This window comes from Pseudomonas sp. NPDC087614 (assembly GCF_044743485.1).
Classification (GTDB): Bacteria; Pseudomonadota; Gammaproteobacteria; order Pseudomonadales; family Pseudomonadaceae; genus Aquipseudomonas; species Aquipseudomonas baetica_A.
Map to the genome: position 1 here is coordinate 41,816 of NZ_JBIUWN010000036.1, position 14,805 is coordinate 56,620.

Below are 14,805 nucleotides of genomic sequence, written 5' to 3' on the forward strand. Positions count from 1 at the left end.
GATTTCAGATTCGCCAGAACGGCTTCAACCCTTCCTCCTGCGCCTGCTCGCGGGTCAGCCCCACATCCTTGAGTTGCTCCGGCGTCAGGCCGAGCAACACCTTGCGCGTGTGCAGACGATGCCAGAACAGACCCCAGCGACTCAGGCCTGACGGCGCGTTGCGCATGGCCGCATTCCACGTACTGTCCTCCTGCCCAGCCACCAGTTCCTGACTGTGTAACGTCAGCCGCACATCGCTCAAGCCGTTCATTTTTGTCGCTCCTGTTTACTTGGGTCGCCAGAGATTCCATGATGCGCGGGCCGGCAAAAGCATTACAGATCCAAACAACCTGCATTAAATCCATACAGATTTGCTGTTTCTGCCACTGAATTGTCGATTTACGCCGCATCTGTACTGGTTTATCGAATCATCTGCATCGAGGCAGTGTCATGACGCTATATGTGAATCTCGCCGAACTGCTCGGCACGCGCATCGAACAAGGCTTCTACCGTCCGGGTGATCGCCTGCCGTCGGTACGCGCCTTGAGCGTAGAACATGGCGTGAGTCTCAGCACGGTGCAGCAGGCTTATCGCGTGCTCGAGGACAGTGGCCTGGCCACACCAAAACCCAAGTCCGGGTATTTCGTGCCGGTCGGTCGCGAGTTGCCGGAGCTGCCCGCCGTCGGGCGTCCGGCGCAGCGCCCGGTGGAGATCTCGCAGTGGGATCAGGTGCTGGAATTGATTCGCGCGGTGCCGCGCAAGGATGTGGTGCAACTCGGACGCGGGATGCCCGACGTCACAACGCCGACCATGAAACCGCTACTGCGCGGACTGGCGCAGATCAGTCGCCGCCAGGACATGCCCGGTCTGTATTACGACAACATCCACGGCACCCTCGAACTGCGTGAACAGATCGCTCGGCTGATGCTCGACTCGGGTTGCCAGTTGAACGCCAGCGACCTCGTCATCACGACCGGTTGTCACGAGGCGCTGTCCACCAGCATCCGCGCGATCTGTGAACCCGCAGACATCGTCGCGGTGGATTCGCCGAGCTTTCACGGCGCCATGCAGACCCTCAAAGGCCTGGGCATGAAAGCCCTGGAAATCCCCACCGACCCGCTCACCGGCATCAGCCTCCAAGCCCTGGAACTGGCGCTGGAGCAATGGCCGATCAAAGCCATCCAGATCACCCCAAACTGCAACAACCCGCTGGGCTACATCATGCCGGAGTCGCGCAAACGTGCGTTGTTGACGCTGGCGCAACGCTTTGACGTGGCGATCATCGAGGACGATGTATATGGCGAACTGGCCTATACCTACCCGCGTCCGCGCACCATCAAATCCTTCGACGAAGACGGCCGCGTGCTGTTGTGCAGTTCATTTTCCAAGACACTGGCACCCGGGCTGCGTATTGGCTGGGTGGCGCCCGGTCGTTATCTGGAACGGGTGCTGCACATGAAATACATCAGCACTGGCTCCACCGCGACGCAACCACAGATTGCCATTGCCGAGTTTCTCAAAGCAGGCCACTTCGAACCGCATTTGCGCAGGATGCGTGCACAATACCAGCGCAGTCGCGACGTAATGATTGACTGGGTCACGCGCTACTTTCCGGCAGGTACTCGCGCCAGTCGCCCGCAAGGCAGCTTCATTCTTTGGGTCGAATTGCCGGAAGGTTTTGACACGCTGAAACTCAATCGTGCCTTGCATGATCAGAACGTGCAGATTGCAGTCGGCAGCATTTTTTCCGCCTCGGGCAAGTACCGCAATTGCCTGCGAATGAATTACGCTGCCAAACCGACACCGCAGATCGAAGAGGCGGTGCGCAAGGTCGGCGCAGCGGCCACCAGGCTGCTCGCCGAGGACGGCAACTGACACACAGGCTGTGGCGAGGGACCTTGCGCCCACTGGGTCCTTTGGTTCTCCGTAAAAGCGCGAGCACGCCCCCTCACCACACCTGACGTTTCACTTCCCCCCATTTTTCAACCTGACAGCATGGCCTTACTGACGAAAACTCAGCCGGGTTTCAAATCGGGTCAGGTCGCTGACCCGGGTGGCTGCCGAGGTGACGTGCGCTTCCAGTTCCAGTTCGACTTCCAGGCTTCTGCCTTCAATACCCATTCCCGCGACCGCCGGTATCAGGCTGACGCCAGGTTGCAGAGTGCGCGCATCCGCCGCGGGAGCCTGCCCGTCACTGATCCAGTCGACCGTTTTACCGTCCACCCGCACGGTCAGCACCCGCACGCTGAGCGTGCCCGCACCAAAGCGGTATTGCCCGGCATAAGCCGCTGGCGCGACCAGCGTCAGGCGCAACGGGCCTGGTTGTTCGCATTGGACGTTGGCCTGAGCACGACGCAATCCGAAACTCAATGGATCACCCGGCGGTGACTGCGCCAGCAGTTGCCCGCGTGTCGTGCGGCCAAAATCGACGACGGCCGGGCCCAGTCTGACGCTGCAGTCGGGCCGGGCCTGCGCCCATCCCATGTGCGTCAACAGGCACAGCCATACAACGCCTGCCACTCGATTTTTGATGCCGTGCATGGTGCTTTCCTTTTTCAGACAGTCCGGCAGAGGGCCTGCGCGGTTTCGTACAGCGCATAAGGGTCACGCGCCTCGCTCATGGCGAACTCCAGTCGACAGCGCTGACCGCCCGCAAGCCGCAGATACAGTTCGAGGTCAGGCTGTACGTCGGACAGGAAAATCTGTCCGGCACCCAGCACGCTGGTGATGTATTGCTCCTGTGCGTCGAACACGCCGAGCCCCTTGTCGACCAACACGTTATCCACCGTGCGCACCTCTAACAGCACCCGCCGAGCCGTGACCATGTCGAACGCCAGGCGCGGCACCGCGCCGCGTCCAGCCTCGACCTCCTGATAGGCGTTATGCACATCGACGTTGTGTCCCAGGCTGGCGGTGTCGATCTCCACCCGGCCCTTGCTGTAGGCCGGCAGGCTGGCTGCCACCGCATGGCCGGAACGGTCGGTCCAGACCGGGCCTCGCGGGGTGATCAGGCGCACCCCGGCGCTGTCGCCCGCCTTGAGCAATGCGAAGGTCTCGCGCAGCGGATAAGGCGACAGCGTCACGCCGGCGTCATGCACCAGCGCACCGCCGCGCAGGCCGACGTCATAGCTCTCGTCGCCGCTACCGCTGCGCGAGTAACCCGCATCCAGTTGACTGTATCGGGGCAACAGATTGACCCGCCCGTTGAAACCCGATTGGCCACTATCCGGCCGCTCCGCACCGAGGCTGTAGGCCAGGGTATCGCTGACTTGTTCGTTGAATCGCAGGCCGCTGCGCGTGCCGCCGACCGAGTCATTGCGCACGTAACCGCGCAACGTCCGCTGCGATCCCAGCGGCACACTCACGCTCAGATAAGCCGCCGTACCTCGGGCATCGTCCGCTACCCCGGCGATATCCCGCTCCAGGGTGAAAGAAACATTGGCCCGACGAATCATCTGCGACCAGGCAACGGCGACCCGTGAGGTCACCGTCCCGTCGAACATTGAGAACCGCGAGTAACTCCCAGAGAAACCACCCAGAGTCAGACTGCCCGCACTGAGGCTCGCACTCAGTTGATTGCGCACGCGCTGGAACGGCTGGTCATCGCGCGGATTCCACGCGGTGTCCGACAGCGTGCGGAAATCCCGGGTCTGCTGAGTCAGCGCCAGACTGGCCGATAGCCTTTCGCCTAACAAACCATTCGCCGCCCACTGTACCTGGGTGCCGGACAGTGCTTGATCCTGGGCCCGCGACATCACCTGCCGACCGCTCAGTACGAGGCGCTCACCGACGGCGCCCTGCATCGCCCAGCCCAACGATTGATAGCCGTTGCCGAACATCGCACCGGCCGTGGCTTGCCAGCGCGGGCTCAGGCGCCAGTCCTTGCTGGCGGCAGCAAACGACGGTGCATCACGCTCGTCGCCGGCGTAACGCCGCACCTTTCCCGCGGCCAGTCCATAGCCCGCCACCCTGCCCGGCAGCGTACTAAGCAGTTGCGTCGCCGGGACAATAAAGCGCCGCTGCTGACCGTCCTCTTCGTGCACCGTGACCTCAAGATCCACGCTCTGACTGAGCAGCGGCAAACCCACCAGGGTGAAGGGGCCGCTGGGCACTAGGGTGGTATAGATCAGCGCACCGTTCTGGTTGACCTCGATTCTCGCGGCGGAGTAGGCAATGCCCTCGACTCTGGCACCGGCGCTGTCCTCGTCCAGTTCCATCAGTGCCATCTCGGGCTGCAACTGAAAACCGTTGAATGCCTCACCGGAAAACAGCGGCGAGACCATGTTCAATTGCCCCAATTGAAGGTTGGCCTGATAGCGTTCCGAGGTGTGTGAAGCGTAGGCATACAGGTGTTCGAGGCTGCCCTGCCCGGCGAATTCGCTGTAAGCCTGGCGGCTGCGAAAGGACCAGTCAGCCGTGTTCAAACCCAGTTCACTGTTGAGGCTGCGGTACTGGCTGGATTGCCCGGCGAACCGACTGCCGAGCAGCAAGGCATCGTAGTTGAACAGCCCCGCCGTACCGCCGTTGAAGAAACGCCGTTGCGCCGGATGATCGGGCAGCAGCGTATCGGTCGGCATCAGCAGATCGATGTGTTGCCGAGAAGGATCGGCTTGTACCACGGATTGCGGAAACCGTCGGGCAAACAGTTCGCATCCCGAACCGGGCTCCGACTCGACGTGATCCGCCCTGATGCCGCCACGCTCCAGCAAAGGCGGCGCGAAACACAGATCACCTGCAGCATCGAACGTCACCCGCAACCGCCCCTTGGGCACACCATTGACCGCCAGCGTTACGGTTTGCGCACCCTCGCGAAAACGCGGTACCTGGCTGAAATACTCGGCCAGATGCGGATCCAGCCCGCGAGACCTGAGCACATCCTGATTGAACTGCACCGCGGCCGGCACTGCCCGGGTGTCACTTGAAACGGCATGACTGTGCATCGGCGGACAAACCCAAGTGATGACCAGCAAAACGCCAGCCCAGCGCCTCCCGTGCATCAGTCCGGCACCAACGGCGCGTCAACGTGCCCGATGGCAAATCCGTAAGTGGTCACCGGGAACAATCGCACTTGTGTCGGCCGACGGCCCGGGTCGACGGCACCGCTCAACGTCAGTTGCTCACCGGGCAACACGTACGTGCGCCCCAGATCGATCTCCTGCTCTCCCGGCAGCAAATTCACCGCGTGGCCAAGACGCACGACATACGGACTGGGGTTACGCACCTGGACCACGCTGCCCTGGCGCGTCCAGACCAGATGTTTCCAGGGTTCGCGGTCGATCGGTAATTTGGCCGGACGCAGGATGACGGGAATGTTCTGCCGCACGCTCAGGCTTACCTGGGCTTTGCCGGACGAGTCTTGCGGCGCGATGCCCTCGAACACCACACGCTTGAGGCGCTCGGTTTGCAGCGGTTCGGCGCTGCGCAGGATGAACCGCACACGCTGCGTGGTCCCGGGTTCGACGCGCGCCACCGGCGGCGTCAGTAATAACAGTGACTCAGTGTCTTGCGGCACGTCTTCGATGGAAGTGTGCAGCAGCGCCGGATGTGACTCGCTGTTGAGCACATTGATCCCTGCTTCACCGACGCCTTCATCGAGCACGACGACGGGCGTTTCGGGAACCATCCCCGCCGCCCGAACAGGATCGGGCCCCCACAAAGAAACCAGCAGCATGCTGGCGATGGTGTTGCGCACAAAGGCGTTCATGTAAGGCTCCACAGGCAAGCGCGCAGACGCCATCAGCGCCGGACAACGAGCCAGCCGATTGTGTTGATTGGAAATGACAAGCCTGGACGCCACCCAAACCCGTCGAGGGGTTCTGCGGCTCATGCGGCACTGCCCGACCACGGTTCGCGGCAGTGCCTTGCCCTCAGAGGTAGAGCAGTTCGAACGTCGCCGAACCGTTGAGTGAAATGTCAGAGGTAATCGGCAGACTCGACGTCGGGCCTATGACGGGCACCAGCGTTATGGGGAAGGTATGCACCATTCCGGGCAGAGGGCCTGCGGCCGTACTGCGCCCCCAGGAATAACGCAGGTTGCCCTCATAGTTTTTACCCAGGAGCGTGGCAGTATCCGGCTCGCTCCAATTGGCGCTGGTACCTTGCTTGTACATCACACTCGACAACTCGCCATCGACGGAGGGTTTGCCGAATCGCAAGCCATAGCCGCCGATCTTGTTGCCGCCCACCTCACCGATTCCGAAGATGTACATTTTCCAATCGGTGCCATCGACAACGATGCCCGGCCGTTGAGTATGGGCCTGGTTGTCATGCACCTTGATGGCCATCGGCGCGGACGCCGAGCAACTGACGCTCAAGGTGATATTGCGGTTGGTCAGTTCGGTCTGATAATCGCGGTTCAGCGATGCGGCAGAGATGTTGCCCAGGTCTACCAAGTTGCCGCCGGAAAAAGCGGGGGTGCAGGAGGTCGGGATGATCGTCCCGGTAATGGTCAGATCTGTTGAGTCAGCCATGACCAGCGCTGGACAGAGCGCGCTTGCAACAGCCATTGCACGAAAGGTATTACGCATGAAAATTCTCACTCCATAAGAATCGAAAGATGACATTCATCTGCGCTTTTTCTGAGTAAAAACAGGAAAGATCCTGCATCAGAATCAGCGCCGTCATTATTCCGATTGCTGTATAGGAGTGATGTAAGGCGAAGTAACAATCGACACCGGAAAATTCGCTACAAGACGTAGCTGATGTGAGCCGGAAAATTCCTCAATCTGTTGAAGAACTTCCCTCCTGCCGACAGTCATAGGCTACAAGCCGCTCTAGTCGGCGCGTCGGCTCCGCCGAATAACCCGTCACGCCCGCCGTGCCATACTCCAGGCCCGCCCACATTCGGAAACATCTGACTTGAGTTCCAGACACGCCCTTACGCTTGCACTGCTGGTCGTCCTGCCGCTGAGCGGGTGCACCACGCTCGATGTTCCCCGGACGCCAAGCCAGGCCCTGCCGGCGAAGGAGTCTGCGTTCGGTCGTTCAATTCAGGCGCAGGCAGCGCCCCATCAGGGACAGTCCGGTTTCCGCCTGTTGTCCAACAGCACCGAAGCGTTCACCGCACGCGCCGAACTGATCCGCCACGCGCAAACCAGTCTCGACTTGCAGTACTACATCGTCCACGACGGCATCAGCACGCGGATGCTGGTTGAGGAACTGCTCAAGGCTGCCGACCGTGGCGTGCGCGTACGAATCCTGCTTGACGACACCACCAGCGACGGCCTGGACCAGATCATCGCCACGCTGGCGGCGCATCCGCAGATCCAGATTCGCTTGTTCAACCCGCTGAATCTGGGGCGCAGCACGGGCGTGACCCGGGCGGCCGGGCGCCTGTTCAATCTGTCGCTGCAACACCGGCGAATGCACAACAAACTGTGGCTGGCGGACAACAGCGCGGCCATCGTGGGTGGGCGCAATCTGGGCGACGAGTATTTCGATGCCGAGCCAAACCTGAATTTCACCGACATCGACATGCTCAGCATGGGGCCCGTGGCCGAGCAACTCGGGCACAGCTTCGATCAGTACTGGAACAGCGCGCTGAGCAAACCGATCGAAGCATTTCTAACCAGCAAACCCTCAGCCAAGGATCTGCAGAACACCCGCACACGCCTGGAAGAATCGCTGGAGGACACCCGCAAGCAGAATCACGCGCTGTATCAGCAGTTGATGAAGTTCAAGACCGAACCACGCATGGACATCTGGCGCACAGAGCTGATCTGGGCCTGGAACCAGGCGCTGTGGGATGCGCCGAGCAAGGTGCTGGCCAAAGCTGAGCCTGATCCGCAATTGTTGCTGACCACGCAACTGGCGCCGGAGCTGAAGGGCGTCAGCAAAGAACTGATCATGGTTTCGGCGTACTTCGTACCCGGCCAGCCGGGGCTGGTGTACCTGACCGGACGCGCCGACGCGGGCGTTTCAGTGACCCTGCTGACCAATTCGCTGGAAGCCACCGATGTGCCGGCCGTGCACGGCGGCTATGCCCCCTATCGCAAAGCGCTGCTGGAGCATGGCGTGAAACTGTTCGAGCTGCGTCGCCAGCCCGGTGATGGCGGCGGCAGCGGCCCGCATATTTTTTACAGCAAATCGTTTCGCGGCTCGGACTCCAGCCTGCACAGCAAAGCGATGATCTTCGACCGACAGAAGTCGTTCATCGGCTCATTCAACTTCGACCCGCGCTCAGTGCTTTGGAACACCGAAGTCGGGGTGTTGGTGGACAGCCCCGAACTCGCCGGGCATGTGCGCGAACTGGCCCTGCAAGGCATGGCACCGGCACTGAGTTACGAGGCAACGCTTGAGAACGGGCAGATTGTCTGGGTGACCGAGGACAACGGCCAGATGCACACCCTGACCAAAGAACCGGGGAGTTGGTGGCGACGGTTCAATGCGTGGTTCAGCACCACCGTCGGTCTTGAGCGAATGCTGTAGCCCGGCCAGAGGTATTCCCCCGCACGCATTCAGGCAGGCTCGGCCACCGCGCCAAACGCGCCTTGGCGCGACACCAGAATCACCAGGCCAAACGCCCCTGCCGCCATCAACAACGGCAGCGCATGACCACTGATCCACTGACTGCCCGCCCCCGCCGCCAATGGCCCGACCAGGCAGCCAACGCCCCACAGTTGCGCGATGTGCGCATTGGCACGCACCAGCGCATCGTCGCGATAACGTTCACCGATGAGGATCAGCGACAGCGTGAACAGTCCGCCAGCACTGGCGCCGAACAGCACCCACAACGGCCAGATCAGCAGCGTATCGATCAGCAACGGAATTGCCAGGCTCGACAGCAGCAACACCACGGCGCACCCGGTAAACAGCGTCCTGCGGGATAAACGGTCGGCCAACGCACCAATCGGCAATTGCAGTAACGCATCGCCAACCACCACAGTACTGACCATCGCCAAGGCGATTTCTGCGGTGAAGCCTTGGCGCAGACAGTAAACAGGCAGCAGTGTCAGGATCATCGCCTCAAACGCCGCAAACAACGACACCGCCCAGGCAATCGCCGGCAGTTCACGGGCGAAGCGCCACAGGTCACTGAACGTCACGCTGCTTGCTTCACTGCTCGGCGCACCACTGCGGCCCAGCAACAGCAAGGGCGAAATCGTCAGTAACGCCACACCGACCCAGAAACCGTAATCGTGATCGGTGCCGAGCGCTCCCAGCAGCAAAGGGCCAGACAATTGGCTCAGCGCATAGCTGCTGCCATACAGCGCCACCAGCCGTCCGCGCCATTGCTCGACCACCAGTTGGTTGATCCAGCTCTCGCCGAGGATGAAAACAATGGTCAGGATCACGCCGATCATCAGCCGCAACACCAGCCAGATCGGATAGCTGGGCAACAACGCCAGCAAACCGATCGACAGCGCCCCGGCCCACAGACACAGGCGCATGAGATTGGCCGTACCGAAGCGCGCAGCCAGATGACTGGAGATCTTCGCCCCCAACAGCACGCCAATCGCCGGCATCGCCGCCATCACGCCGATGGCGAAGGCGCCATAACCCCACCCCTCCAGACGCAACGACACCAGCGGCATGCTGACCCCCAAGGCCAGACCGACACTCAAGACAGACGCCAACACGGCGAAATACGTCGCCCAACGCATGTTCCACGCTCCTGTGGATATTCTTGTTTTCACCACAAAACCAATGTGGGAGCGGGCTTGCTCGCGAAGACGGTTTCACATTCAGCAGATGTGCTGAGTGATACACCGCTTTCGCGAGCAAGCCCGCTCCCACAGGGATCCGCGCTTCGTCAGAGAGCCCGGGACAACCGGGCTCCCTCAAGGGTTTACAGCTTGATCCAGGTCGATTTCAGCTCGGTGTACTTGTCGAACGCGTGCAGCGATTTGTCGCGGCCGTTGCCCGACTGCTTGAAGCCACCGAACGGTGCGGTCATGTCGCCGCCGTCGTACTGATTGACCCACACGCTACCGGCACGCAACGCCTTGGCGGTCAGGTGCGCCTTGGAGATGTCCTGTGTCCACACCGCAGCAGCCAGGCCGTACGGCGTGTCGTTGGCAATCTGGATCGCCTCTTCAGCGGTATCGAAAGCGATGACCGACAGCACTGGGCCGAAGATCTCTTCCTGAGCGATCTTCATTGCATTGCTCACACCGTCGAAAATCGTTGGCTCAACGTAGGTGCCACCGGTTTCCTGGAGGATGCGCTTGCCGCCCGCGACCAGTTTGGCGCCATCGGTATGGCCGGACTCGATGTACGACAGCACAGTATTCATCTGCTGGGTATCCACCAGCGCGCCGACGTTCGTCGAAGGATCCAGCGGGTTGCCCGGCTTCCAGGCTTTGAGCGCCTCAATCACCATCGGCAGGAATTTGTCCTTGATCGAACGCTCGACCAACAGACGCGAACCGGCGGTGCAGACTTCGCCCTGGTTGAAGGCAATCGCGCTGGCGGCGGATTCGGCGGCGGCTTGCAGATCCGGGGCATCGGCGAAGACAATGTTCGGGCTCTTGCCACCGGCCTCCAGCCAAACACGCTTCATGTTCGATTCGCCGGAATAGATCATCAGTTGCTTGGCGATCTTGGTCGACCCGGTGAACACCAGCGTATCGACGTCGTTGTGCAGAGCCAGCGCCTTGCCAACGGTGTGGCCGTAGCCCGGTAGTACGTTGAGCACGCCTTTCGGGATACCGGCTTCAACAGCCAATGCCGCGATACGGATGGCGGTCAGCGGGGATTTTTCCGACGGCTTGAGGATCACCGAGTTACCCGTCGACAGCGCCGGGCCGAGCTTCCAGCAAGCCATCATCAGCGGGAAGTTCCACGGCACGATGGCGCCGACAACGCCCACCGGCTCGCGGGTTACCAGACCCAGTTGATCGTGCGGGGTAGCCGCGACTTCGTCGTAAATCTTGTCGATCGCTTCACCGCTCCAGCTCAGCGCTTGCGCCGCGCCCGGAACGTCGATGTACAGCGAATCACTGATCGGCTTGCCCATATCGAGGGTTTCGAGCAGGGCCAGTTCTTCGGCGTGCTGTTTCAGCAGGCCGGCGAAGCGGATCATGGTGGCTTTACGCTTGGTCGGCGCCAGGCGCGACCAAACGCCGGAATTGAAAGTGGCGCGGGCGTTTTCCACCGCGCGCTGGGCATCGGCGGCGTCACAGCTGGCAATCTTGCCCAGCAGACGGCCATCGACCGGGCTGATGCACTCGAAGGTCTCGCCGGAGACGGCATCAGTGTATTCGCCATTAAGGTAAGCGCGGCCTTCGATCTTCAGGTCGCGAGCACGTTGTTCCCAGTCGGCACGAGTCAGGGTGGTCATTTAAGTGTCCTCCTCTTGTTCAATACGAACGCCGCACGATCATCGCCAGCGCCCTCAGGAATTCTGCCCGGCCAGCCTGCATTTCGGCCCAAGGCACCCGCCACCCTAAACCAGCGGCCGGGGTTGTTTCAATATATTTGACATAAGCGCGCTATACGGCCTTGCGGTGTTCAATTTAATAAACATAGACTTTGGCCCTTTCCAGCCATCGCGCCGTCCTCACGGGAGAAAACAACAATGAACATCCAGAACGTCGTCGACATCAGCCTGACAACCAGCGAAGCCGAACGCTACCGGCCGGACCCGGCCAAAGTGCTCAAGGGCGATCCCGAGCAAGCGGTGTTCAACCAATACGACAGCCCTTGTGGGCAAATGAACGTCGGCGTGTGGGAAGGTGCGGAGGGCCAATGGACGGTAAATTACACCGAGCATGAATACTGCGAGATTTTGCAGGGCGTTTCCGTACTGCGTGACAGCGATGGCAATGCCAAGACCTTGCGCGTGGGTGATCGCTTTGTGATTCCGGCGGGGTTCCGTGGCACTTGGGAAGTGCTGGAGGCTTGCCGCAAGATCTATGTGATCTTTGAACAGAAAAAATAACTATATACCGCACAGCCTTACTGAATTGGTCGGACGATGCAGAGGCCCAAAACGGGCACCTCATCCATGCATAAGGAAATGCAATATGACCAATGATGAAGTCTTGCAACAGATTCGCCACTTGATCGGCAGCCGCTATGTGCCGAGCGTCGAGACCTACATCAGCGAGCTGACCGGCCGTGGAAATATCCGCAGCGGACTGGTGGGCACGACTGATCTGCACCCCGAACGCCTGAACATCCAGCAGGATTCCGCAGGCAACATCGAGTCGTTCAGCTTCTACTGAGTACGGCTCAGACGGGCGGCATGGGGAGTAAATCCCGGGTCGTTTCGGGGCAACAAAAAAGGCCCGTATCGTGAGATACGGGCCTTTTTTGTAAGTCGGGAAAAATCAATTACTTGATTTTGCCTTCCTTGTACATCACGTGCTTGCGAACAACCGGATCATATTTCTTGATCTCGATTTTGTCCGGGGTAGTACGCTTGTTCTTGTCGGTAGTGTAGAAGTGACCAGTACCGGCGCTCGAGATCAAACGAATCAATTCACGCATGATTAGCTCCCTTAAATCTTGCCATCGCGGCGAAGTTCGGCGAGCACGACAGTGATGCCACGCTTGTCGATGATACGCATGCCTTTGGCAGATACGCGCAGACGCACAAAACGTTTCTCTTCTTCAACCCAGAAGCGGTGATGCTGCAGGTTCGGCAGGAAACGACGACGGGTTTTGTTGTTTGCGTGGGAAATGTTATTCCCAGTCACCGGACCCTTACCGGTAACTTGACATACTCTCGACATGCCTCAGCCCTCTAACCACATGCCCAACCCGGCATGGGTTGGCCGCTTAATCTCTCAGTCATTTGGCGCCAGGCGCCGCGTTTCTTTAGAGGTCTTACCGGCTACACCTACAGTGAAGGAACCGGGCCCCTAGAAAAGAGCGCTGCTTTATACCAGAAAGACCGGGAAGCAACAACAATCGGTGTGCAATCAATCGGTAAAAAGGCGATTTTTCAGGCTGCGAACGCCTTGGATAAAGGCCGGCATTGATTTTTACCGCTCGTCGCAGAAAAACGCCTGCGCGGGCGTTTCGGACTTTTTACGAAGCCACGCAGTCTGAAAAACGGATAGCACTGTGCCCTGAAAATGCAAAATGGGGATAGTCATTTGTAATCCAGACCTCTAGGGTAGGCCTTTTCCAGACTGCACTTGCAGATGGGCCTTCGATCTGTAAAAGGAAACCGACCATGCGCCTCGCTGCCCTACCCCTGCTGCTCGCACCGCTCCTGCTGAGCCCCCTGGCCCAGGCCGCCGCGCTGAGCGTTTGCACCGAGGCCAGCCCTGAAGGGTTCGACGTGGTGCAGTACAACTCGCTGACCACCACCAACGCCTCGGCCGACGTGCTGATGAACCGCCTGGTGGACTTCGACACAGCCAGCGGCAAAGTCGTCCCGAGCCTGGCCGACAACTGGGAAGTCAGCACCGATGGCCTGACTTATGTGTTCAAGCTACACCCGCAGGTGAAGTTTCATACAACCGATTACTTCAAGCCGACCCGCGAACTGACAGCAGAGGACGTCAAATTCAGCTTTGACCGCATGCTCGACCCTGCCAATCCGTGGCACAAAGTCGCCCAGAGCGGCTTCCCGCATGCGCAGTCGATGCAGTTGCCAGCGCTGATCAAGAAAATCGACGCACTGGATCCGCTGACCGTGCGCTTCACCCTCGATCACCCGGACTCGACCTTTCTGGCGACCCTGAGCATGGGTTTCGCCTCGATCTATTCCGCCGAATACGCTGACAAGTTGCTAAAGGCCAACGCGACGGAAAAGCTCAACAGCCAACCGATCGGCACCGGCCCGTTCGTGTTCACGCGTTTCCAGAAAGACGCCTCGATCCGCTACAAGGCCAACCCGGATTATTTCGCTGGCAAGCCATCGGTTGATCCACTGATCTTCGCCATCACCCCGGACGCCAACGTGCGCCTGCAAAAACTGCGGCGCAACGAGTGCCAGATCGCGTTGTCGCCGAAGCCATTGGACGTACAGGCAGCGCTGAAAGAGCCGACGCTGAAAGTCGAAAAGACTGACGCGTTCATGACTGCTTTCGTTGGTATCAACAGCCAGCATCCGCCGCTGGACAAGCCGCAAGTGCGTCAGGCAATCAATCTTGCCTTCGATAAGGCCCACTACATCAAAGCCGTGTTCGAAGACACCGCCGAAGCGGCTAACGGCCCTTACCCGCCGAACACCTGGAGCTATGCGAAAAACCTGCCGGGGTATCCGCACGACGTGGCGAAAGCCAAGGATCTGATGGCCAAGGCCGGCTTGAAGGACGGCTTCCAGACCACCATCTGGACGCGTCCGTCCGGCAGCCTGCTCAACCCCAACCCAAGCCTCGGCGCGCAGATGTTGCAATCGGACCTGGCGGAAATCGGCATTCAGGCGGAAATCCGCGTGATCGAATGGGGCGAATTGATTCGCCGCGCCAAGGCCGGCGAGCATGACTTGCTGTTCATGGGCTGGGCGGGCGACAACGGCGACCCGGACAACTTCCTCACGCCGCAATTTTCCTGCGCGGCGGTCAAGTCCGGTACCAACTTCGCCCGCTACTGCAATGCCGATCTGGACAAGCTGATCAGCGCGGGCAAGACCACCAGCGAGCAAGGCGTGCGCAGCAAGCTTTATGAGCAGGCGCAGGCGCAGATCCAGCAGCAGGCGCTGTGGCTGCCGCTGGCGCACCCGACGGCCTTCGCGTTGACGCGCAAGGATGTCCAGGGCTACTCCGTCAGCCCGTTTGGACGGCAGGACTACTCCAGGGTTACGTTCAAGTAGCCTGACACAGCACACCCCCACTGTGGGAGATTCTATGGTTCATGCCTAGCCCCTAAACCGCTTTAGGGGAGTATTCGCTCTGGTTTTTCAACAGAGCAAATACCACCCGGGCAAGC

General features: G+C 60.2%; 14 protein-coding genes. 5 read left to right on the plus strand and 9 right to left on the minus strand.

What is annotated here, in order from left to right:
• Positions 1–4: 4 nt before the first annotated feature.
• The gene (locus ACIOWA_RS15280) at positions 5–250 is read right to left on the minus strand and encodes a DUF1127 domain-containing protein (RefSeq protein WP_339433775.1); all 246 of its coding nucleotides are present in this window, start codon (positions 248–250) and stop codon (positions 5–7) included.
• Between the two features lie 179 nt (positions 251–429).
• On the opposite strand from ACIOWA_RS15280, the gene ACIOWA_RS15285 reads away from it, so the two are divergent.
• Complete coding sequence (locus ACIOWA_RS15285; RefSeq protein WP_339433776.1) at positions 430–1,854, plus strand: PLP-dependent aminotransferase family protein; 1,425 nt, start codon at positions 430–432, stop codon at positions 1,852–1,854.
• 126 nt (positions 1,855–1,980) lie between these two features.
• On the opposite strand, the gene ACIOWA_RS15290 is transcribed toward ACIOWA_RS15285, so the two are convergent.
• The 4 genes from ACIOWA_RS15290 to ACIOWA_RS15305 all read right to left on the minus strand — a co-directional run bounded on the left by ACIOWA_RS15290 (position 1,981) and on the right by ACIOWA_RS15305 (position 6,449).
• On the minus strand, positions 1,981–2,520 hold the full coding sequence (locus tag ACIOWA_RS15290) for a hypothetical protein (protein ID WP_339466467.1): 540 nt from the start codon (positions 2,518–2,520) through the stop codon (positions 1,981–1,983).
• A gap of 14 nt (positions 2,521–2,534) precedes the next feature.
• Entirely contained in the window at positions 2,535–4,976 is a 2,442-nt protein-coding gene (locus ACIOWA_RS15295) for a fimbria/pilus outer membrane usher protein (RefSeq protein ID WP_401160535.1), read from the minus strand.
• Positions 4,976–5,683 (minus strand): fimbria/pilus chaperone family protein, encoded by a 708-nt coding sequence (locus tag ACIOWA_RS15300; protein ID WP_401160537.1) that lies wholly within the window; start codon positions 5,681–5,683, stop codon positions 4,976–4,978. The genes ACIOWA_RS15295 and ACIOWA_RS15300 overlap by 1 nt, the downstream gene beginning before the upstream one ends.
• 163 nt (positions 5,684–5,846) lie before the next feature.
• On the minus strand, positions 5,847–6,449 hold the full coding sequence (locus ACIOWA_RS15305) for a DUF1120 domain-containing protein (protein ID WP_339466465.1): 603 nt from the start codon (positions 6,447–6,449) through the stop codon (positions 5,847–5,849).
• A 388-nt stretch (positions 6,450–6,837) separates the two neighbouring features.
• Here ACIOWA_RS15305 and ACIOWA_RS15310 point away from each other — a divergent pair, with 388 nt between their 5' ends.
• Positions 6,838–8,406 (plus strand): phospholipase D family protein, encoded by a 1,569-nt coding sequence (locus ACIOWA_RS15310; RefSeq protein ID WP_339433781.1) that lies wholly within the window; start codon positions 6,838–6,840, stop codon positions 8,404–8,406.
• 29 nt (positions 8,407–8,435) lie between these two features.
• On the opposite strand, the gene ACIOWA_RS15315 is transcribed toward ACIOWA_RS15310, so the two are convergent.
• Both ACIOWA_RS15315 and ACIOWA_RS15320 read right to left on the minus strand, forming a co-directional pair.
• On the minus strand, positions 8,436–9,581 hold the full coding sequence (locus tag ACIOWA_RS15315) for an MFS transporter (RefSeq protein WP_339433782.1): 1,146 nt from the start codon (positions 9,579–9,581) through the stop codon (positions 8,436–8,438).
• 185 nt (positions 9,582–9,766) lie between these two features.
• Positions 9,767–11,260, minus strand: coding sequence for an aldehyde dehydrogenase (locus tag ACIOWA_RS15320; RefSeq protein WP_339433783.1), 1,494 nt, complete (start codon positions 11,258–11,260; stop codon positions 9,767–9,769).
• Positions 11,261–11,497: 237 nt separating this feature from the next.
• Between ACIOWA_RS15320 and ACIOWA_RS15325 the strand changes: the two genes are divergently transcribed.
• On the plus strand, positions 11,498–11,860 hold the full coding sequence (locus ACIOWA_RS15325; RefSeq protein WP_401160540.1) for a cupin domain-containing protein: 363 nt from the start codon (positions 11,498–11,500) through the stop codon (positions 11,858–11,860).
• A gap of 85 nt (positions 11,861–11,945) precedes the next feature.
• Positions 11,946–12,146, plus strand: coding sequence for a hypothetical protein (locus tag ACIOWA_RS15330; RefSeq protein ID WP_401160541.1), 201 nt, complete (start codon positions 11,946–11,948; stop codon positions 12,144–12,146).
• A gap of 109 nt (positions 12,147–12,255) precedes the next feature.
• Here ACIOWA_RS15330 and rpmG read toward each other — a convergent pair whose 3' ends face one another.
• Positions 12,256–12,411 (minus strand): 50S ribosomal protein L33, encoded by a 156-nt coding sequence (rpmG, locus tag ACIOWA_RS15335; protein ID WP_016772554.1) that lies wholly within the window; start codon positions 12,409–12,411, stop codon positions 12,256–12,258.
• 11 nt (positions 12,412–12,422) lie between these two features.
• Positions 12,423–12,656, minus strand: a complete 234-nt coding sequence (gene rpmB / locus ACIOWA_RS15340) for a 50S ribosomal protein L28 (protein WP_007920377.1) — start codon at positions 12,654–12,656, stop codon at positions 12,423–12,425.
• 446 nt (positions 12,657–13,102) lie between these two features.
• Between rpmB and ACIOWA_RS15345 the strand changes: the two genes are divergently transcribed.
• Positions 13,103–14,689, plus strand: a complete 1,587-nt coding sequence (locus ACIOWA_RS15345) for an ABC transporter substrate-binding protein (protein ID WP_401160544.1) — start codon at positions 13,103–13,105, stop codon at positions 14,687–14,689.
• Positions 14,690–14,805: the final 116 nt, after the last annotated feature.